At 65.9% G+C, this 20,541-nt stretch carries 20 protein-coding genes; 8 read left to right on the top strand and 12 right to left on the bottom strand.

Annotated elements, in window-relative coordinates:
* Nucleotides 1-15: 15 nt before the first annotated feature.
* Together BO1_RS40125 and BO1_RS40120 are read right to left on the bottom strand one after the other, a co-directional pair.
* Entirely contained in the window at nt 16-1,011 is a 996-nt protein-coding gene (locus BO1_RS40125; protein ID WP_028222388.1) for an ABC transporter substrate-binding protein, read from the bottom strand.
* Between the two features lie 46 nt (nt 1,012-1,057).
* On the bottom strand, nt 1,058-1,978 hold the full coding sequence (locus BO1_RS40120) for a fumarylacetoacetate hydrolase family protein (protein WP_028222387.1): 921 nt from the start codon (nt 1,976-1,978) through the stop codon (nt 1,058-1,060).
* 250 nt (nt 1,979-2,228) lie between these two features.
* Here BO1_RS40120 and BO1_RS40115 point away from each other — a divergent pair, with 250 nt between their 5' ends.
* Nucleotides 2,229-2,888 (top strand): GntR family transcriptional regulator, encoded by a 660-nt coding sequence (locus tag BO1_RS40115; protein WP_028222386.1) that lies wholly within the window; start codon nt 2,229-2,231, stop codon nt 2,886-2,888.
* A 27-nt stretch (nt 2,889-2,915) separates the two neighbouring features.
* Here BO1_RS40115 and BO1_RS40110 read toward each other — a convergent pair whose 3' ends face one another.
* Nucleotides 2,916-3,842 carry a dihydrodipicolinate synthase family protein gene (locus tag BO1_RS40110; protein ID WP_028222385.1) on the bottom strand — a complete coding sequence of 309 codons (927 nt, stop codon included), beginning with the start codon at nt 3,840-3,842 and terminating at the stop codon, nt 2,916-2,918.
* 37 nt (nt 3,843-3,879) lie between these two features.
* On the bottom strand, nt 3,880-4,845 hold the full coding sequence (locus BO1_RS40105) for an alpha/beta hydrolase (RefSeq protein WP_028222384.1): 966 nt from the start codon (nt 4,843-4,845) through the stop codon (nt 3,880-3,882).
* A 182-nt stretch (nt 4,846-5,027) separates the two neighbouring features.
* Here BO1_RS40105 and BO1_RS40100 point away from each other — a divergent pair, with 182 nt between their 5' ends.
* The 5 genes from BO1_RS40100 to BO1_RS40070 all read left to right on the top strand — a co-directional run bounded on the left by BO1_RS40100 (nt 5,028) and on the right by BO1_RS40070 (nt 10,394).
* Entirely contained in the window at nt 5,028-5,444 is a 417-nt protein-coding gene (locus tag BO1_RS40100) for a VOC family protein (protein WP_028222383.1), read from the top strand.
* Nucleotides 5,441-6,379, top strand: coding sequence for a 2-hydroxyacid dehydrogenase (locus tag BO1_RS40095; RefSeq protein WP_028222382.1), 939 nt, complete (start codon nt 5,441-5,443; stop codon nt 6,377-6,379). The genes BO1_RS40100 and BO1_RS40095 overlap by 4 nt, the downstream gene beginning before the upstream one ends.
* 405 nt (nt 6,380-6,784) lie before the next feature.
* The gene (locus BO1_RS40080) at nt 6,785-7,825 is read left to right on the top strand and encodes a porin (protein WP_028222381.1); all 1,041 of its coding nucleotides are present in this window, start codon (nt 6,785-6,787) and stop codon (nt 7,823-7,825) included.
* A 52-nt stretch (nt 7,826-7,877) separates the two neighbouring features.
* Nucleotides 7,878-9,731 (top strand): LVIVD repeat-containing protein, encoded by a 1,854-nt coding sequence (locus tag BO1_RS40075; protein WP_245644027.1) that lies wholly within the window; start codon nt 7,878-7,880, stop codon nt 9,729-9,731.
* A 207-nt stretch (nt 9,732-9,938) separates the two neighbouring features.
* The gene (locus BO1_RS40070) at nt 9,939-10,394 is read left to right on the top strand and encodes a carboxymuconolactone decarboxylase family protein (protein ID WP_028222379.1); all 456 of its coding nucleotides are present in this window, start codon (nt 9,939-9,941) and stop codon (nt 10,392-10,394) included.
* A gap of 71 nt (nt 10,395-10,465) precedes the next feature.
* Here BO1_RS40070 and BO1_RS40065 read toward each other — a convergent pair whose 3' ends face one another.
* The 4 genes from BO1_RS40065 to BO1_RS40050 form a co-directional block, all read right to left on the bottom strand.
* Nucleotides 10,466-10,747, bottom strand: a complete 282-nt coding sequence (locus BO1_RS40065) for an HU family DNA-binding protein (protein WP_028222378.1) — start codon at nt 10,745-10,747, stop codon at nt 10,466-10,468.
* Nucleotides 10,748-10,764: 17 nt separating this feature from the next.
* Nucleotides 10,765-11,844: a porin gene (locus BO1_RS40060; protein ID WP_028222377.1), complete on the bottom strand. Its 1,080-nt coding sequence runs from the start codon at nt 11,842-11,844 to the stop codon at nt 10,765-10,767.
* Nucleotides 11,845-11,873: 29 nt separating this feature from the next.
* Nucleotides 11,874-13,211, bottom strand: coding sequence for an MFS transporter (locus BO1_RS54785; protein WP_052409791.1), 1,338 nt, complete (start codon nt 13,209-13,211; stop codon nt 11,874-11,876).
* 95 nt (nt 13,212-13,306) lie between these two features.
* Nucleotides 13,307-14,449, bottom strand: coding sequence for a M20 aminoacylase family protein (locus BO1_RS40050; RefSeq protein WP_043288652.1), 1,143 nt, complete (start codon nt 14,447-14,449; stop codon nt 13,307-13,309).
* Nucleotides 14,450-14,656: 207 nt separating this feature from the next.
* Between BO1_RS40050 and BO1_RS40045 the strand changes: the two genes are divergently transcribed.
* Nucleotides 14,657-15,610, top strand: a complete 954-nt coding sequence (locus tag BO1_RS40045) for a LysR family transcriptional regulator (RefSeq protein ID WP_028222375.1) — start codon at nt 14,657-14,659, stop codon at nt 15,608-15,610.
* 16 nt (nt 15,611-15,626) lie between these two features.
* On the opposite strand, the gene BO1_RS40040 is transcribed toward BO1_RS40045, so the two are convergent.
* The 4 genes from BO1_RS40040 to gtdA form a co-directional block, all read right to left on the bottom strand.
* On the bottom strand, nt 15,627-16,835 hold the full coding sequence (locus BO1_RS40040) for a 3-hydroxybenzoate 6-monooxygenase (protein ID WP_028222374.1): 1,209 nt from the start codon (nt 16,833-16,835) through the stop codon (nt 15,627-15,629).
* 20 nt (nt 16,836-16,855) lie between these two features.
* Nucleotides 16,856-17,497, bottom strand: coding sequence for a maleylacetoacetate isomerase (maiA, locus tag BO1_RS40035; RefSeq protein ID WP_028222373.1), 642 nt, complete (start codon nt 17,495-17,497; stop codon nt 16,856-16,858).
* Nucleotides 17,498-17,530: 33 nt separating this feature from the next.
* Nucleotides 17,531-18,229: a fumarylacetoacetate hydrolase family protein gene (locus BO1_RS40030; RefSeq protein WP_028222372.1), complete on the bottom strand. Its 699-nt coding sequence runs from the start codon at nt 18,227-18,229 to the stop codon at nt 17,531-17,533.
* A 97-nt stretch (nt 18,230-18,326) separates the two neighbouring features.
* Nucleotides 18,327-19,373 (bottom strand): gentisate 1,2-dioxygenase, encoded by a 1,047-nt coding sequence (gtdA, locus tag BO1_RS40025; RefSeq protein WP_028222371.1) that lies wholly within the window; start codon nt 19,371-19,373, stop codon nt 18,327-18,329.
* A gap of 184 nt (nt 19,374-19,557) precedes the next feature.
* Here gtdA and BO1_RS54780 point away from each other — a divergent pair, with 184 nt between their 5' ends.
* A complete protein-coding gene (locus tag BO1_RS54780; RefSeq protein WP_043288643.1) occupies nt 19,558-20,502 on the top strand; it encodes a LysR substrate-binding domain-containing protein in 945 nt (314 codons plus the stop codon).
* Nucleotides 20,503-20,541: the final 39 nt, after the last annotated feature.

The following is a 20,541-nucleotide window of genomic DNA, read 5'->3' as shown; positions in this document are numbered from 1 at the left end:
GCGCCCGATTGTCGTTCATTGCACGAAGCGGTTCGTGTAGAGGTCGCTCGACTTGACCTTGCCGTTCAGGCCGAATGCCTGCGAGACGAACTGCGCGGTCGCGTCCATGCGCTCGGGCCGCAGCCAGCCCATGCGGTGATGCGCGGGGTCGTCGGCGATCAGCACGTTGCTCTGTTCGATCTGCTGCAACAGGATCGCGCGGTCGAGCATCGGATATTGCCTCGCGATCGCGTCGGCGGCGGCCTGCGGATGGTCGCGCATGAACGCATAGCCACGGTAGGTCGCATCGACGAAACGCTTGACCACGTCCGCATGCTGCGCGACATAGGTATCGGTCGTCACGAGGCCGCTGCCCATCATGTCCAGGCCGAAGTCGCGGTACAGCAGCTTGCCGAGCCGCTGCCCCGCGCGCTGCGCGATCGTGGCCTGCACGGGCAGGCTCGCGCCCTCCCAGCATTCCGAAAGGTCGATGCGCTTTTGCAGCAGCGCCGTGTTGATCACGGCCGGATCGAGCCGCACGAGCTTGATGGCGCCAGGCGCCATGCCGTTCTGCCTGAGCCATGCCGGCACGATGTTCTGCACGGCCGAGGCGCCGCCGCCGCCGAGCGTGAGCCCCGCGAGATCCTTCGGCGAGCTCACCTTGAAGCCGGGCCGCTCGAGATAGCAGATCGCGCCCGGCCAGCGCGTGTTCACGGCGCCCACGAGCACCGCGTGGCCACCCTGCGCGCGGTTCAGCGTGACGCTCACGGGGTCGCCGTAGCCGAACTCGAACAGCCCTTCGTCGACTTCGTTGACCGTGCGCTGGCCACCGTAGCCGCGCATGATGCTCACGTCCAGCCCGGCGTCGCGGTAATAGCCCTGCGCTTGCGCGAGCAGGATGCCGCCCGTGCTGCCCTGTGGCAGCCAGCCGAGGTTCACGCGCACCGTGTCGGCCGCCTGCGCGCCCGACACAGCCAGGAGTCCCGCCGCCAGCACCAGCGCGCGCATGCACGCGCCTACCCGCTCAAACATGTCTGCCTCCGATTTGGGGGGCCCGCTGCCCTGTCTCGCGAGCGCCTCAGGCGCGCACGAGCGCGTTCTCGATCGCGCCGATGCCGTCGATCGACGCCACCATCACGTCGCCCGGCTTCAGAAAGATGCCGCGGCCCATGCCGACGCCCGTGGGCGTGCCCGTCGCGATCACGTCGCCGGGCTGCAGCGTCAGGATCGACGAGAGATAGTGGATCTGCTCGGCAATGCTGAAGATCATCTCCGACGTGCTGCCGTCCTGCATGGTCTCGCCGTTCACGGCGAGGCGCATGCGCAGGTTCTGCGGCTCGGCAATGCACGCGCGCGGCACGAGCCAGGGGCCGAAGGGACCGAAGGTATCGAAACTCTTGCCGCGAAACCAGTCGTGTTTGAACGGATAGTCGGTGCGGCGGTTCAGATCGCGCGCGCTCACGTCGTTGAGCACGGTATAGCCCGCGACGTGCTCGAACGCGTCCGCCACGGCGATGTGGCGGCCGCCGCGGCCGATCACGACGGCCAGCTCCACCTCCCAGTCCACGCGTTGGGCTTCGGCCGGCATCACGACGTCGGCGAGCGTGGGTACCACGCTCGTTTCGGCCTTCATGAACATATAAGGCGTGCTTTCCTCGCGCGGCGCGAGCTCGGTGCCCATTTCGCGCGCGTGCTCGTAATAGTTCGAGGCCGCCGCGAAGATGCGCCGCGGCGTGAACGGCACCTGCAGCCGGTAGCCCGCTTGCGGCGCGACGCCCGCTGTGCCCTCGGCCACAGCGCGCGCCGCGCGCTCGAGATCCGCCAGCGTCGCCGCACTCGTTGCGTCCCAGTGGGCGACGAGCGTGTCGACGTCGAGCGGCACGTTCGCGCCACCCGTGCGTGCGAGCAGCGCCTCGGCGTCGTACAGCGCGCCGTCCACCACGATCCCCGCCGCCGTGCGGCCATCCCGTTCATACGTTGCAATCGCATACCAGATCACTTGTGTCCTCGCTTGTTCAATCGTCAGGCTGACCTTCGAATCGTTGCTGTTCGTATACAATGATGACATTGTGTATTTTTAATAGTATTCAGGTATACACCAAGCGGGCATTCTCCCGCCGCCGCGTACACTGGAGCCCAGCTGGCCGACCGGCATGCCCGATTGAGCCGCTCTGGCGGCTGGCGCATAATGTTCCAGCGCCGCACCAGGCCGCTTCCCGGGCTGCGGCGCCCAACCCACGACCGACACGATGACGACGCTCTCCTCCAAGATTTATCGCCTGCTGTTCGACGAAATCATCGACGGCACGCTCGAGCCGGGCCAGAAGCTCGAAGAAGCCGTGCTGGCCGAGCGCCTGAACGCCTCGCGCACGCCCATCCGCGAGGCGCTGCGCGAGCTGGCGGCGCGCGGCATGGTCGAGCTCACGCCGCGCAAGGGCGTGGTCGTGGCGCAATTCAGCCTCGACGAGCTGGCCGACATGCTCGAGGCCATGTGCGAGCTCGAGGCGCTGTGCTGCCGCCTGAGCGCGCAGCGCATGAGCCTCGTGGAGAAAAAGCAGCTCGAGGAGCTCGAAACGGAAATGAACGCGGCCATCGCGCGCAGCGACGAAGCCACCTATCTGCAGCTGAACCGCGAATTCCACGAGCTGATCTGCAAGGGCGCGCAGAGCAAGTCGCTCGCGTCGATCATCGCGGTGCAGCGCCAGCGGCTCGCGGGCTTTCGCGCGGCGCAGCCCGCGTCGCCCTCGCGCTTCGAGGCGGCGGCCGGCGAGCACCGCGAGATCGTCGCCGCCATCCTCGATTCGAATCCCGAGCGCGCCTACAACGCGATGCGCGACCACACCGCGCGGCTCTCGATCGTCGTGCTCGGGCGCCTGAAGCGCCAGCGCAGCGAGCGCGAGCGCGCCTGAGCCCGCACGGGGGCACGCGCCGCGACCTCATCGCTCCTCCGCCTGCGCGAGCGCGGGCATCGCGAAGCCTAGCGCCCGCAGTTGCGCGAGCAGCGCGCGCGCATCGAGCGCCCCGTATGGCACGAGCGGCGGCCGCACGCGCGCCCAGCCGGCATGCCCCGAGTAATGCGCCACGACGGCTTTCAAAGCGGGAATCATCGGCAGCGACTGCAACGCGAGCCGGATCGTCGAGACCCGCTCGACGCAAGCGCTGCGCGCGTCCAGCGTGGCCGCCGCGAGCACCTCCGCAATCGCGGCGGGCTGCAGGTTCGCCGTGGCCGAGATGCACCCTGCCGCGCCCAGCGGCAGCGCGAGGCCCAGCAGCGCCTCCGAAGCGGGAAACACCTTGAAGCCCGGAAAGCGCGCTAGCAGTCCCGCCGTGTTCGCCCAGTCGCCCGAGCTGTCCTTGATCCCCACGACGGTGCGCGGGTACGCGGCCACGAGCCGCTCGATGAGCGCGTGAGAGATCGGCACGCCAGAGAGCTGCGGAATGTGATAGAGCAGCACGCGCAAGTCGTTCGAGCCCACCGCCTCGATCACCTCCGAGTAGTAGGCAAAGAGCCCGTCGTCGCTCACGCCCCGGTAGTAGAACGGCGGCAGCATCAGCACGCCGGCGCAGCCTGCCTGCGTCGCGTGGCGCGTCAGCTCGATGGCGTCGGGCAACGCGCATGCGCCCGTGCCCGGCAACAGATGGGCCGGATCGATATCGGCCGCGTACACGCGCTCGAGCACGGCGCGCCGCTCGGCCACGCTCAGCGAATTGGCCTCGCTGTTGGTGCCGAATAGCGCGAGGCCCGCGCCCTGCCCGACTAGCCAGCGGCAGTACGCAACGAATTGCGGGATGTCGACGGCGAGCGTGGCATCGAACGGCGTGAGAACCGGCGCGAACACGCGCGGCGCGGCGAAGGCGGACATTCTGTTCTCCTGAGGATGAAAAGAGGAAGACGGCCGGTCATGAGCGGAAGAACGCGAGCATCGCGTCGCCGAGCAGCGTCTCGCCGGAGTGGAAATGGGCGACCACCGAGGTGTGGTTGTGGCGCGCCATCTGCATGAAACGCAGCGGCTGCGCGCGCTGCCCCGCGCTCGCGGCGCGTTGGCGCGCCTCGGCCACGCGCGCGAAGAAGGCGGCGCCGTAGGCGTCGAGATACGGATTTTCATATTCGGCGACCACGATCATCAGCGGCACGTCGATGCGCGCGGCGTGCGCGAGCGGCGAGCGCTGCGCATAGTCCGCTTCGTTTGCGCCAAAGTACGCGCGCACGCCGGCGGCATTGGGGTTGTCGGCGAGGACGTCGGCCACGAGTCGCGCGCTGATCAGCACAGCGCCCGCCGGCGGCGCGTGCGCGCCTGCCTTGCGCTGCGCGTCGAGCAATGGGTCGCCGAGCACAGCCGCGACATGCGCGCCGCCCGCCGAATGGCCGACCAGAAAGATCCGCCCAGCGTCGCCGCCAAACTCGGCCACGTGCGCACGCGCCCACGCGAGCGCCGCGGCAACATCCTCGGCGCCGGCCGGATACGGCGCTTCGGGCGCAAGCCGGTATTCCACATTGAGGGCCACGCAGCCCTGGCGCGCGAACCAGCGCGGCACGTTGTCGTAAATGAGCCCGTTCACGCTCTTGCGGCCACGCACGAACGCGCCGCCGTGCACGAACAGCACGACGTCGGCGCCCCCTTTGGCGCGCGTCGCGGGCTGCACGAACACGTCGAGGCGCTGGCGCGCGTGCGGGCCGTAAGCGAGGTCGCGTGTGATTTCGCAGGTGCTGTCGGCCGCGCTCGCCGCCGCGACGAGCGGGCTGTACGCCGCGATCACGCAATCGCGATGCGCATTGATGTCGTCTCCCCAGATACGCCCGATCTGTGCGAAGCGCTCCCGCGTTTCATCAGACAAATTACCCAGCGGTTCCCGTACAGCGTGCATCCCATACCTCCGTTGCATGACCTCGAGCGGCGAACGGGAGTCATTCTGGTATAGAAAAATTCTTTTGTGTATACACAAAACGTACGTAGTATACCCAATGAAGTTTTGAGCCGATTTGCGCGACAGTCGCGGAAACTCCCTCGGCGGCGCGCGCCGCCCTTTACCTTTTGCGAGGACTTTCCATGGACAAGCTTCGTCATATCGCGCTATCGGTCGAAGATCCCGAGGCCGCCGCGTGCTTCTTCGAAGCGGCGTTCGGCATGCGCCGCGCGGGCAACGCGATGCGCGGGATCTACATGACGGACGGCACGATGAACGTCGCGCTGCTGGACTTCAAGGACGAGACGGTGCCCGGCTACGCGGGCCTGAAGGACGTGCGCGGCGTGATTCATTTCGGCATGTGGGTCGACGACGTCGAGGCGACGGCCGCGCGCGTCGTGGCCGCGGGCGGCACCTACCTGACCGGCCGCCACGAGCAGGATCCGAACGTGTTCTACGAAGTGAAGTACCGCATGCCGGACGGCACCGTGTTCGACATCACCGCGAACGGCTGGAAAGGCGCGGTCAAGGAGGTCGTGCCGGGCGGCGCGCAACCGTGAGCGCGCGGCCCAGGGTTCTCGCGCTGATCGCGCTGCCGGACGCAACGCTCGACGCGTTGCGCCGCGACTACAGGCTCGACTATCGCCCGGACGGCAGCCTGCCCGGCAACGACGACGCCCACGCAGTACGCGCCGTCGTGACGAACGGCTCCACGGGACTCGACGAAGCGCGCATGGCCGCGTTGCCCGCGCTCGAGATCGTCTGCGCGTTTGGCGCGGGCTACGAAAACGTCGATATCGCGGCGGCCGCGCGGCGTGCGATCGTCGTTGCGCACGCGCCCGGCACGAATGCGGCCACCGTCGCCGATCATGCGTTCGGCCTCATGCTCGCGCTCGCGCGCGGCTATGCCCCGCTCACCGAGGCGGTGCGGCGCGGGCAATGGCAGGCCTCACGCGATGCGCGGCCCACGCTCACGGGCGCGGCGCTCGGCATCGTCGGCATGGGGCGCATCGGCCGGCTGATCGCGGCACGCGCGCAGGGCTTTCAAATGTCGATCGGCTATCACGGACGCTCGCCGCATGCGGATGCGCCTGGCCGCTACTCCGCCAGCCTCGTCGAGCTCGCAGCCGCCAGCGACTTTCTCGTCGCCGCGTGCCATGGCGGGCCGGCCACCCGTCATTTGATCGACCGCGCGGTGCTGCGCGCGCTGGGGCCGCGCGGCTACGTGATCAACGTCGCACGCGGTTCCGTGATCGACACGCAGGCGCTGCTCGACGCATTGCACGCAGGCGAGATCGCGGGCGCGGGACTCGACGTGATCGAAGACGAGCCCCATGTGCCGCCCGCGCTGCTCGCCTACCCCGACGTGCTCGTCACGCCCCACGTCGCGGGCCGCTCGGCCGCCTCGTGGCTCGCGCAGCGCGATGCGCTGCTCGCGAGCCTCACACAGCATTTCCATCGCGAGCGCGTCGAGCGGGCCGTCTCCCCGCGTTGAGACGCCATGGCGCGCCCGCTTCATGCGCGCGCTTTCCTTCACGATCCACGGCCTGTTCGCGCGAGCAGCAGGCCCGCACTTGCCGTGCCCGCAACCGTGGCGCGGCGCGCTGCGCATGCCCGCGCGCCGCGTGCGCATGCCGCGTATCAGGGTGAACCCGCTATAACGAAATCGCCGCTTTGTATAAAAAAATAACGCTACGAATTTATTATTTTCTGTCCGTATAATTTTTCACGTTTGTGTATACACGACGGATGTCAGACGCAAACGGACGCAAGCCAGAACGGTGCGGCGCTCGCAGCGAAAGCCGTTGAAGCTGCCGCAACCGACGACGACGAGGCGCATCGACGCCCAGTGCGCGAAGCCCTTTGCGCACACACAGAACGACAATCATCTGGAGATCGAATGAAAAAGAAGGTATTCGTGGCGGGCGCCGCACTCTGTGCCAGCGCCGGCGCGTACGCCCAGTCGAGCATCTGGCTGTCCGGTTACGTCGACCTGAACATCGAGCATCTGATTTCCTCGGGCTCCGGCGGCAACGTGTGGCGCATGTCGAGCGGCGGCCTGAACAACTCGCGCTTCAACCTGAGCGGCGTGGAGGATCTCGGCGGCGGCAACAAGGCCGTGTTCACGATCGAGCCCATGTTCTCCGCGAATACCGGTGTGCAGTCCGCGCAATTTCGCCAGTCGTTCGTCGGGCTCAAGGGCAACTGGGGCGAGATTACGTTTGGCCGCCAGTTCACGCCTTCATACTGGATCGCGGGCTACGCCGACCCGAGCTGGGCCGCCGACTTCAGTATGGTCGACAACATGGAGTTCTTCTACGCGTCGTATCGCGTGGACAATGCGATGCAGTACAAGACGCCTACGTTCTACGGCTTCACCGGCCGCATCATGTACACCACGGGCGTGGGCGACGGCACGCGCGCGGGCCGCTTCCTCAGCACCGGCGCGGACTACCGCAACGGCCCGGTGTTTCTCGGCGCCGTGAGCGAGTTGCAGTACACGCGCGACATCTTCAACGCGTCGGAGATTCATTCGTCGCGCGACAACTATTTCTCGGCCGTCTATCGCTTCGGCGGCTTCGAGCCGACGCTCATCTATCACAGCTATAACGGCTACTACGCGTATCCGCCGTATGTCGCGTTCAGCTCGCAGGGCTGGGACGTGCAGCTCGGCGCGCGCTGGAACATCGACGGACGCAACCGCCTCTACGCGAGCGTGGTCCACCGCCACGACGACAACAACGTGCAAGTGGGCACCGCGACGGGCGCCGTGGTCGGCTATCTCTACGGCGTCTCGAAGCGCACCGATTTGTACGCGACCTTCGCGCACGTCTGGAACCGCCATAACGTGGCCGTGCCGTACCCCGTCACGTTCCAGGCCTACCCGAACCCTGGCCAGAATCCGTCTGGCTTTCAGCTTGGCATTCGTCACGCATTCTGATTCAGGGCGCGCGCCTCGCAAGGCACCGCGTCACACGATAAAAGGAGCACACATGCAAGTCATACGCCGTCGGCATCATCGTCGCCTGAGGGATTTGAAAGATCTCAAGGCCGCGCTGGCCAAAGGCTCGACGCTCGCACTCATCGCGGCCGCGGCCGCGACGTTCGCCGCAAGCGCGCAGACGGCCAGCGCCGACGAAGCGGCCGCCGCCCACACGGCTGCGGCGGCCAGCGCGCCGCAAGCGAGCGGCACGCCGGGCGAGCCCAATGTTCAGGACCCCTGGCTCGCAGGCTGGCTGCGCCTCACGCCCGAGCGCCGCCCGGTCCCGCTCAAGCCCGGCGTCGACTATGGCATGGACCCGGCCACCGGCAAGTTCGTGTGGCCGAAGGCGACGCCCGAAGTGCACCAGGGCCAGCGCTTCCCCGGCGAGATGACCACGTGGGACAAGAACAGCTACACGAAGAACGTGAAGGTGCTGGCGTTCTATCCCGGTGTGGATTCGCCCTTCCACGCCTGGAACAACATCATCGATTTCGATGGGCACCGCTATCTCTACATCCACGACCGCGACTATCTGCGCATCATGGACGTGACCGATCCCGTGCACGGCAAGGTCGTGTACTCGCGCGGCGGCGTGTGGGGGCCGAAAGGCTCGAGCGAGCCGTTCGACGCCAACAACGTTCACGGCTACCTTGGCGGCGCGACGATCGCGTGGAGCAAGAAGCTCGGCAAGCCGGTGCTGGTGGCGTCGTTCGAGATCGGCCGCTACGGGCTCATGACCGAGAAGATCGACCAGCCCGATAAAGTGGCGGCGCAGCGCCACTACAACTCGCTCAAGGGCTTCCGCGTGTTCGAGATGGATGGCCCGCTGCCGAACCAGTGGAAGCTCATTGCGACGCGCACGACCGACTACCGGCACCCCAACGCGCCGATCGGCCAGCAGCAGGGCTCGGGCTCGCTCGACGCTCCTGAATACTATGGCGGCAAGTACATGCTCGTGTCGTCGGCGCCCGACGACAGCTACGCGCTCACCGAATACCCGAACTATCTGTACTCGCCGGGCTACCAGGTCTGGGACATGTCCGACCCTGCCAACCCCGTGTTCGTGACGCAGATCGCCGTGCCGGGCCAGGTCCTCGGCAACAAGACCGATGAGGATGCCTATCTGATGAATCCACGCGCGGGCAACCGCACGTCGTGGATGGGCTCGCGCAATCCGATCTTCCTGCCCAAGCCGCTCGAGAACGGCGGCAAGATCGGCTTCGGCGCGATGGGCGGCCTGGGCTTCTACGCGTTCGATCTGTCGAATCCGGCGAAGCCGAAGATCCTCAGCAGCGTGAACACGCCGCCGAGCTACGCGGGCACCGAGTTCGACAACGCCGACGTGAGCCAGTACGCGCGCACCGGCTACGTGCTGACCAACGGCTATCCGATGAATCGCGACTGCTACGAGCCGTTCAAGGACATTTACGTGATCGACGCGCGCGATCCGGCGCATCTGAAAGTGGCAACCACGCTGCCGCGTCCCGAAGTGCCCGAAGGCGCGCCGTTCACCGACTTCTGCCAGCGCGGCGGCAACTTCGGACCGAAACGCGCCAATGCGATCGGCCAGCCCGGCGGCTGGCGCCAGGGCATCGTGCCGTATTCGTACTACAGCGCGGGCGTGCAGATCTTCGACGTGAAAGACCCCGCGCATCCGAAGATCGCCGGCTACTTCGTGCCCGCGCTCGCGGACGAGTCGCAACTGCCCACCTACACGCTCGGCAAAGGCGTGTTTGCGATCTACACCGAGTACGACCGCAACATCATCTGGGCCTTCACGGAAAACGGCGCCTATGCGCTTTCCACGCCGCTGCTTGGCGAACCCGTGCTGGGCATGCCGGCCAAGGCCTGGCCGCCGCGCTGATCCTGCACGCGGGCCGGGCGCCGCAACGGCGGCGCCCGGAGGACATTCGTCCTTTTATATGTACACCATGCGCAACACGAGGGTGGCGCCAGGAATACGTCTTGATAGGATCTCACGTGCATCGGGCAGCCGTTCTGCGCGGCACGGCTGCCCGCACAGTGAGTCACGCCGCGAAGCGGTCTACCCATCCTTCAGGATCGACATTTCATGCCAGAACGCATTTCGTTTGGACAACTACCGACCAAGCTGGTCGAAGCCGTGATCGGCGTCGAGCAGTATGTGAACACCTCCGGTCTCGACTTCAAGCTGCTGGAGTTGGTCCGCGCACGCGTCTCGCAGTTGAACGGCTGTGCATACTGCCTCGACCGTCACATCAAGGAAGGGGTCCATGCGGGCGAAGATCCGCTGCGCTATAACCTGTTGCCGGTCTGGCACGAGACTCCGCATCTCTACAGCGCAAGAGAGCAGGCCGCGCTGCGCTGGACCGAAGCGCTGACCTTGATCAGCGAGAATGAGATCGGCGAAACGCTGGTCAAGGCGACCTATGAGCACTTCGATCGTGAAGAGCTCGCGAACCTGACCTTGGCCGTCGCCCAGATCAATACGTGGAACCGGATCGCGAAGCCGTTTGCGTGGGAAGCGGGCGTGTTCCAGGCGGGCTGATTCGCGTAACGGACGCTGTATCGGACGCTGGGCGGGCCGCTTCGCGCCGGAAGCGGCCCGCCCTGCCCGTGCTACCGGGGCGCGTTCACCACGTCCTTGAAGTGCTTGCCGGCGGTGAACTTCACCGTTCTCGTCGCGGCAAGGTTGATCTCTTCGCCCGTCACCGGATTTCGGCCCACGCGCGCACTGCGCTTTCCCGGGCTAAACGAACCGAAACCGATCAGCTGCACCGTATCGCCTCTGGCAACCGCCTTCATGATGGCGGCAATCAGCCCATCGATCACTTCGCCGGTGATGTCTCTGTTCAATCCCGTTGCGAATGCAACGGCATCGATCAATTCACGCCTGTTCACGCAATGCTCTCCCCGCATCAGAACACGTGCTTGACGCCGACACGCGAAAGGAACTGGTCCGAAGCAGACGACGTGCCAGCGAGAAAGATTGACGCCGTCGTTTCCGGCCCCGACGCCTTCTGCGCCGCCAGGTCGACGTAGACATCCGTGCTATGCGAAAGCGCGTAGTCGAGGCCCAGATTGAGCGTGTACCACCGCGACTGCTCGAACCGGTCGACGGAGACCTGAGCGGAGAGCAAGGTCGCGGGCGTCACGCTGTACGTCGTGCCAAGGCGCAGCAACTGGTCGGTCGACGCCAGGCCGCGCTCCTTGAGTTGCGTGTTCGAATACGTGAGCGACGGTGTCCACGCGCCGAGCTTGTACGACGCGCCCAGGGCCGCAATGCGCTGGTTGTCGACGATGAGCGTGGTTTTCGGCTGCACGGGCAGGCCCAGCACGGTACGCGCGCCAAGCTGTCCCGCGCCGATGGGCGCGCCGTTGATGTCGGTCACGACCGCCATCGCCGAGAACGGGCCGTGCTGGTACTGGACCACCCCGCTATACGCCCGGCCCGCGTTCATGGTCAACGGCCCCGCGTCCTGGCCGAACGCGTACATCGCGCCAAACGAAAGCCCGCCGAACGTCGCACTGCGATAACTGACGCTATTGTTCAGGCGCTCGCCTGAAATGCGGTCGAGGTCCGCGTTTTCGACCGCATAGATGCCGCAGCCGATGCACGGCATGTACGGTTCCAGCAGCACCGTGAAGTCGTAGTGGCGGCCGAACGTCAGCGTGCCGAGGTTGTTGTCACGCAGGCCCACGTAGGCTTGCTTGCCGAACATCAGGCCGCCCTGGCCCGTGGCGCCGGTGGTGGCGGAGAAGCCGTTTTCGAGCTTGAACAAGGCGGCCATGCCGCCGCCGAGGTCCTCGTTGCCGGTCAGGCCGAGCGCGTTGGCGCGGCTGATACCACCCTGCTCCATGACGCTCGACTTGCCCGCCACGTTGTTGACGTACGTAATACCGTTATCGATGCTGCCGTACACCGTCACCGACGACTGGGCATAGGCCTGCACGGAAAAAGCTTGCAGCAGAACGGCTGCGACTGCATACCCCTTCATTGACTGTCTCACTCCATTGGGTTTTATGTTCAGGCCGGGCGGGTGCGCCAGTCCGGCTTCAAGATCCCCGGCAGCAGCAGGCCACTCGCGAGGCCGATCACGACGCTGAGCTCGACGTAATAGATCGGCGCGAGATTGCTGCCGCTCAGCTTCACGAGCCAGACGTTCACGAACGGGGCAAGGCCGCCGAACACCAGCACCGCGACGTTGTAGGCGAGCGCGGCAGCCGTCGAGCGCACCGCGGCGGGAAACACCTCGGCGAGGATCACGGGCATGGGTCCCCAGAGCAGGCCCATGAAGCACGCCACGCCCGCCTGCAGCGTCAGCAACGTGACGGCAGAAGGTGCAGCGGCGAAGCGATGAAAGAGCCACCACGCAACCAGGCCGTAGCCCATCGTGGCGGGCAGGTACACGGCCTTGCGCCCGAAGCGGTCCGAGAGATGGCCAGCGAGCGGGCAAACCGCGAACACGATCGCCATCGCAATGAAGGTGCCCCGGTTCGCCTGCGCGGCCGGCACGCCCAGCTGCTTCGCAAAGAGCGGCAGAAAAATCACGAACATGTAGGCCGAAACCGTGCCGACCACGCAGACGCCCGTGCTCGCGAACAATGCACGCGCGTGCTTCGTGACAAGATCGCGCAGTTCCGAGCCGGCCTCTTTCGCCTCGCCATGACCGCCTGCGCCCGCTTTAGCACCGGTTTTCGCCGCCACGCATGCGACAAACTCGGGCGACTCGTCAACCCGCGCGCGAATCAGCCAGCCCAGCGGACCGATCAGGATGCCGAACAGAAATGGCAGCCGCCATCCCCACGATTCGAGCTGCGCAGCCGTGAGGAGGTCCGTCAGCAGCCAGACGGTCGCCGCGCCGCACAGGAACGACAGCGCCTGCGCGCACATCTGGAAGCTGCCGAGCAGGCCGCGCCGGTGCGCGGGCGCGAACTCGATCAGCATCGTGGTCGCGCCGCTGAACTCGCCGCCCGCGGAGATTCCCTGAATCATGCGTGCGAGCACGATCAACGCGGGGGCCGCGATGCCGATGCGCTCGTACGCCGGAATCAAGCCGATCATCCCGGTGCCGGTCGCCATCAGCGTAATCGTGAGCGAGAGCGCACGCTTGCGGCCCACGCGGTCGCCATACATGCCGATCAGGATGCCGCCTGCGGGGCGCACCGCGAAGCCCACACCGAAGGTCGCGAGCGACAGCATCAGGGAGGTCATCGGCCCGCCAGCGGGAAAATACAGCTTGGCGATCATGGCGGCGAACAGGCCATAGATCGCGAAGTCGTACCACTCGAAGGCGTTGCCGAGCACGGCTGCGGCAACCACTCTGCGAAGCATGGCTGGGGATGGGGTGGCCCGTGAGCTCACGTCTGTCTCCTTCCAAAATATTATGGACTGCGTATCGATACGGCAGCCGATGGCCCGCTGTGCTTCGGCGCGCGTACGCGCCGCGCCTGTGTCGATCAGGCCAGAAAGCGCTCAACCAGCTTGACCCAGTACGTGGCGGCAAGCGGCAGGCAGGCGTCGTTGAAGTCGTAGCCGGGGTTATGAACCATGCAGCCGCCCTCGCCCTCTCCGTTGCCGGTGATCAGGTAGCAGCCGGGACGGGCCTCCAGCAGAAACGCGAAATCCTCGCTGTTGGTCAACGGCTTCATGTCCTCGACGAGCCCCTCTTCACCGAGCCATTCGCGCGCGACGTCGCGCGCCAGCGCCGTTTCGTCCGGATGATTGACGAGCACCGGATAGCGCCGGTCGTAATGCACCTCGGCACGCGCGCCGAAACTCTCGGCCTGGGCTTGCGCGAGCGTCGTGATGCGCCGTTGCAGCAAATCGCGCACTTCCGGCCGGAAGGCGCGCACGGAGATGCGCATCTGCGCGCTGTCGGGAATCACATTGGGCGCCTGGCCAGCCTGAATCGAGCCGACCGTCACGATGGCCGCGTCGAGCGGATTGACGTTGCGCGCGACCACGCTTTGCAGCGCCATCACGAGCGATGCGCACACGACGACCGGGTCGACCGCCGCGTGCGGCACGGCGCCGTGCCCGCCCCTGCCAATCACCCGGATGGTGACGGTGTCCGAGGACGCCATGAACGGCCCCGCAACGAAACCGAACTTGCCGACCGGAATGCCCGGCATGTTGTGCAACGCGAAGATCGCATCGCAAGGAAAGCGCTCGAACAGGCCGTCTTCGAGCATTTCACGGGCGCCCCCCTGGCCCTCCTCGGCGGGCTGGAAAATCAGGTTCAGCGTGCCCTTGAAGGGCTTGTGCTCGGCCAGGTATTTCGCGGCGGCGAGCAACGCGGCCGTGTGGCCGTCGTGCCCGCACGCGTGCATCTTGCCCTCGAGCTTGCTCGCGTAAGGCAGGCCGGTCGCTTCCTGGATGGGCAGCGCGTCCATGTCGGCGCGCAGGCCGATCGAGCGCCCTTCGCCGTTGCGCATCGTCCCGACGACACCCGTGCGGCCGAGGCCGCGGTGCACTTCATAGCCCCATCGCTGCAGGCAGTCGGCAACGAGGTCGCCCGTGCGGACTTCCTCGAAAGCCAGTTCGGGATGGGCATGAATCTCGTGACGGAGCGCGACCATTTCTGCTTCGATGGCGCGCATGCCGGGCGGTACGACGATGTTTGGCACAGCGGGTCTCCTCGCGTAAGACGTGGGGGCAGCGACTACCCCTGATGGGCGAGGAAGCGATGGTAGGCGGGCCCGCAGTGTCCAGGAAGTCCCAAAAGCGATATCCTGAACACTTTTGGTGTTCACCCCAAGCGGTCAGGACGCTCCAATCGGTCCGGACCCCATTCCCTTGTCTGATTCATGAAAGTCCATCAACTGGAAGCGCTCGTCGCAGTCGCGGATACGGGCAGCATCCGCGCGGCCGCGCGGCTCGCCGGCCTGTCGCAAAGCGCCGTCAGCAAGACGCTGCGCGAGCTGGAGACGCAGCAGAAACTGCCGCTGCTCGTGCGCAACGCGAGCGGCATCGTGTTCACTGCAGCGGGAGACAAGCTGCTCAGCCATGCGCGGCTCGTGCTTGGCCAGCTACGGCGAGCCGACGAAGAGCTCGCCGAATTGCGCGGCGACCATGTGGGGCGGCTCTCGATCGCCGTCACGCCGTGGATCATGCACACCTTCGTGCCACAGGCGCTGATGCGCTTTCGCGAACGCATGCCGAACGTGCAACTCGAGATCTTCGAGGGGCTCACGGCCGTGACACTGCCCCGCCTGCGCGAGGGGGTGATCGATTGCGCCGTGGTGCCCCATACGGCGGCCATGCCGGCGCAGGAGTTCGAGAGCGAGCCGCTCTTTGCGTACGACACCTGTGTCATCGTGCGGCGCGGACATCCGGCCTCGCACGCCACGTCGATGGCCGAGCTGCGCGACTATGACTGGGCGCTGAACTTCACCGTCGCGACCCGGCCCGCGCTGATGAACGATCTGTTCTGGCAGCATGGCATCGACGTCGAGCCACGCCGCCTGCATTGCGCGCATTCGGCCGCGTTCCTGCTCGATCTGGTCCGGCATGCCGAGATGCTCGGCTTCTGTCCGCGGCCCATGCTGGCCACGGAAGCGGCAGGCGGCTGGGTGCACGTTCTGCCGCTCGTCGAGCGCTTTCAAACCAGCAACGTCAGCATCGTCAGCCGGCGCAATTCGGTACCCGGCGCGCCCGCCGAGTGCTTTCTGGATTGCCTGCGTGGCGTGATCCGGCAGCGAGCACGATCCGCGCATCCCGTTGACCGTGATTTGTTCGGCATGCTCGATTTACTGATGTGAATTCAGGCGACGCGCTTCACACCACGCCTTTGAGGCAATCCTCCGCGCGCCATCCATGCAGCCACTGCAGCGCGTCATAGAACTGCTCCTGCGTGCGGCCGACCCACATCGAATTGCGCACCTGGCGCTCCACGCCCTTCGCGTGATAGATGCGCCCCATTTCGCGCGCCGAATACAGCACGCGGGCCGTGCGCGGGATGCGCGCCTGCTCGTAGAGCTTGAACGCGGCCTCGAAATCGCCTTCGGTCGCGGCCACGGCGGCGCCCAGCGTGACGGCGTCCTCGAGCGCCTGGCAGGCCCCTTGCGCGAGATACTGCGTCATCGGATGCGCGGCGTCGCCCAGGATGGTCGCGCGCCCGAAGCTCCAGCGCTCGACGGGATCGCGGTCGGCCGTGGCCCAGCGCTTCCACGACTTCGGCCGGTCGAGCATCTGGTGCGGCAGCGGATGAATGCCCTCGAAATACGAAAGCACTTCCTCCTTGCTGCCATCGCGCACGCCCCACTCCTCTTGCTCGCGGCTATGAAACGTCACCACGAGGTTGTATTGCTGGCCGCCGCGCAGCGGATAGTGAACGAGGTGGCAGTGCGGGCCGGCCCAGACCACCGGCGCATTGATCTGCAAGTCCTTCGGCATGTCGGCCACGTCGACGACGGCGCGATACACCACATGCCCCGTCACGCGATGCTCGTCGCCGATCAGCGCCTTGCGGATCTCCGACTTCACGCCGTCGCAACCGATCACGGCATCGGCGCGATAACGTTCGCCATGCTGGTCGATGACCGTGACGCCATCGGCATCCTGTTCCATGCCGCAGACCTGCGTGTCGGTGCGGAACTGGATCAGCGGATGATCCTGCACGGCCTCGAGAATCGACAGATGAATGTCCGCGCGATGAATCACCGCGTACGGATTGCCGAAGCGCGCGCGATACGGCGCGCCGACATCGATGCGCACCACCTCGTGCGCGTCGATCGCGTCCATCAGCATCATGGTGTCGGTGAAAACGGAGCGGCTGCGCGCCGCCGCGCCCACGCCCAGCGCGTCGAGCGCATTGAACGCGTTCGCCGCCAGCTGGATGCCCGCGCCGATCTCCTTGATCTCGGGGGCCTGCTCGAGCAGTTGCACGCGAATGCCCTGGCGCGCGAGCGCCAGCGCGGTCGCGAGACCGCCAATGCCGCCGCCGATCACGAGCACGCGCCGGCTCTTGCTGTTTGTCTCACTCATGGCTGTCTCCTGCCCTGCAATCAAGCGATGTAATCGGGCTGACGCTGCGGCTGCGCAGCGACAAACGCCGGGTGTTGCGACGCGTGCTCATAGACGGCGAGGCTGCGTGCATACGCACTCAGATCGCAATCCATGCGCAGCGCGTTGGCGATCTGCGGCACGAGGCACACGTCCGCGAGCGTCGGTTGCGCACCGAAGCACCACGGACCGGTGGCGCTGCGCGCGAGCATGCGCTCCACGCCCGCCATGCCTTCCTCAACCCAGTGCCGATACCACGCGGCCTTCTGCTGCGGCGTGGCCTTCAACTCCGTTTCCAGATAGCGCAGCATGCGCAGATTGTTGACGGGATGGATGTCGCAGGAAATCAGCAGCGCGAGCTCGAGCACACGCGCGCGCAAATGCGTCTCGAGCGGGATCAGGCGCGGCTCGGGATAGCGCTGGTCGAGGTAATCGAGAATCGCCAGCGACTGGCCGAGCCTGAAATCGCCGTCGACGAGCGCGGGCACCGTAGCGGACGGATTGACGTTGGCCACATAATCCGGGGCGCGGTGCTCGCCGACGCGGATATTGACGGGCAACGTGTCGTAAGCGAGTCCCTTGAGCCCGAGCGCGATGCGCACGCGGTACGAGGTCGAACTGTTGAAGAAGCTATGGAGTTGCATGGCGACGCCTTCGATCGAATACAGGACTACACATCAAACGACGTGCACGGCGATTTCGCCGAGGCGCTCGACGCCGACCTTCATCGTCTCGCCGGCCTTCACGGCGCCGACACCCTCGGGCGTGCCCGTGAAAATCACGTCACCCGGTTCGAGGCGGAAGAACTTGGACAGATACGCCACCGTTTCCGCAACCGACCAGATCAGGTGCGAGACATCGCTCTTCTGCTTCGTCTCGCCGTTGACCGTCAACCAGAGACCGGCCTGCTCGAAGTGGCCGGCTGCGCTCGCGGGATGAATCGGGCCGATCGGCGCGGAACGGTCGAACGCCTTGCCGATCTCCCACGGGCGGCCCATTTCGCGCATCTTCATCTGCAGATCGCGGCGCGTCATGTCGAGGCCGACGGCATAGCCCCAGACGTGCTCGAGCGCCTCGTCGACGCCAATATCGGAGCCGCCCTTGCCGATCACGGCAACGAGCTCGGCTTCGTAGTGGTAGTTCTGCGTCTGCGACGGATACGCGAGTTCGAGCGTTTCGCCATAAGCGACGGGCACGACGGCATCGGCGGGCTTGCAGAAGAAGAACGGCGGCTCGCGATCGGGATCGAAGCCCATTTCGCGCGCATGCGCTGCGTAGTTGCGGCCCACGCAATAGACGCGGCGCACCGCGAACTGGGCGTCGCTACCGGCGACAGGAACGGCAACGGGCGCCTCGGGCGGGAAGACAAAAGCCATGATGATTTCGACTCGGCAAATAAGGGGTGAAGCGCGCGCCGCCAGCGGCGCGCGCGGAACGACCAGGGTCCAATAACGGCCGCAAGAACGGCCGTGCTTAGCTGCGTTCTTCGCGCAGCAGATTCAGGGCGGTGAGCACGGGGCGATCCGAATAGCTGAACAACACGCTTTCCGCCTGAGCCGCGAGGCTCACGCTCGCCCAGGAAGGCACGACGAACACGTCATGCGGCTCGAACGTGAACTCGTCGTTGCCGATCTTGACCGTGCCCTTGCCTTCGACGACGCAGTAGATCGTTGCGTCGGTGCTGCGGTAGGTGCGGCCCTTGAAGCCCGCGGGCAGGTATTGCATGAAGGTCGCGATATCCGGCATCGGCCAGCCGCCCGTTGCCGGATTCACGTAGCGCAGCTTCACGCCGTCCCACTCGTCGAGATCGCCGTGACGGTACAGCGTGTCGAGCGCTTCGCGGCTGCGCGCATACGGGTAGCTGAAGATCGGCGACGTAGGATCGGACACGCGGTGCCGCACGGGCACCATGTTGTGGCCGAAGCGCGCGAAGCTGTCGCCCTCGGGCCGCGAGACGGGCTGGGTCGCTTCGGGGTAGTTCTCGGCAAAGCCGGCGTCCATGTGCGCGACGAGCGGGATATCGAGGCCGTCGAGCCACACGACGGGCTCCCCGCCGTCTTCCACGGACGGATTGCCGTGGTCGTGCCAGGTCCACGACGGCGTGATGATGAAGTCGCCCGGGTGCATCGTCGTGCGCTCGCCGTTCACGGCCGTCCAGGCGCCCTTGCCTTCGACGATGAAGCGCAGCGCCGACTGCGTATGCCGATGGCTCGGGGCGATCTCGCCGGGGAGGATCAACTGGAGCCCGGCGTAGAGGTTCGGGGTGATGCTCGACTTGCCGGGCAGGCCGGGGTTTTCGAGGACCAGCACGCGGCGCACGGCCTCTTCGGCGCTGATCAGGGCACCGGCCTGCATCACGAGATCGCGCACCTGCGCGTACTTCCAGATCGCGGGCAGCGCCTTCGGCTGGGGCGCTTTCGGGACGAGGCTGTGCAGCGACTCCCAAAGCGGCGCGAGGCGCTGCTGGGCGATCTGCTCGTAATAGGCCGCGCGCGAGGCGTCCGGATGGTGGCGGGTCATTCGCGTCTCCTTTTTGGTGTCAGGCTGGGCCCGGCGCGCCGGTTGGCGGCGCGTCGCTTCGATTGGCCCGGTAGAGGATTTATATGCGACCGACCTATATCGCGTAAAATGAGAAATTCATCTAATCCATATGGTTCTGGATATACCTTGAGTGCCAGAACCGGATCGACGGGAGGATTGCCTGATGGACTGGACCCACCGCCTGCGTTTGCGCCATCTGCAGGTGCTGCTGAGCCTCGCGGACACCGGCAACCTGAGCCAGTCGGCCGTGGCGCTGAATACGACGCAACCGGCGCTGTCGAAATGGCTGAAGGAGCTGGAAGAGGATTTGGGGCTGCCGCTGTTCGAGCGGCACGCGCGCGGCTTGCGGCCCACCTCGTACGGGGAGGCGATGATCGAGCACGCGCGGCGCATCGAAGCGCAGCTCGATACGGCGCGTGACGATATGCACGCGTTGCGGGAAGGTGGGAGCGGCCTCGTGAGCATTGGCACTTCCGGGGTGGCGGCGGCGGATACGGTGCCGCTTGCTGTTTCGCGGTTGCTTGAGCGCATGCCGCGTGCGCATGTGCGGCTTGTTGAGAGCACGATGGATCAGTTGCTGCCGAAGCTCTCGCGGGGGGAGCTGGATATTGTTGTTGGCCGTTCCGGGCAGCAGTATGACGATCCGTTGCTGCAGGTCGAGGCGCTCTATACGGAGCCGATCAATTTCGTTTCGCGGCCGCATCATCCGCTTACGGAGAAGGCTTCGCTCGGCTGGGAGGATGTGCTTGCGTATTCGTGGATCGTTTGGCCTCAGGGCACGCCTGTGCGCATTGCTATGGAAATTGCGCTCGCCGCTGCGGGGCATGCGCTGCCTACGCATTGCGTTGAGTCGAATTCTTCGTTGCTGAATCTTACGTTGCTCAATAACACCGATCTGGTGGGCGTTGCGTCGCATCGCGCCGCGCTCCGGTTTGAGAAGCTCAATGCTATTCGGATTCTGCCTATGCAGCTTGAAGGGTTTGGGTCGGTTTCCATGTATTGGTTGGCGGAGAATGAGAACCGCGTTGCCGTTGCTATGGCGCTTGAGGCTTTGCGCGCTTATGCGGATCAGGCTAGTGTTGCCTGGCAGGCGGATCGTAATATGTGATTGGTTTATATCGTAGTCCGATATTTTTATTCTTTTTAT

This window comes from Paraburkholderia oxyphila NBRC 105797, from assembly GCF_000685075.1.
Taxonomy (GTDB): domain Bacteria; phylum Pseudomonadota; class Gammaproteobacteria; order Burkholderiales; family Burkholderiaceae; genus Paraburkholderia; species Paraburkholderia oxyphila.
This window is presented reverse-complemented; position numbering and strand designations above follow the sequence as displayed.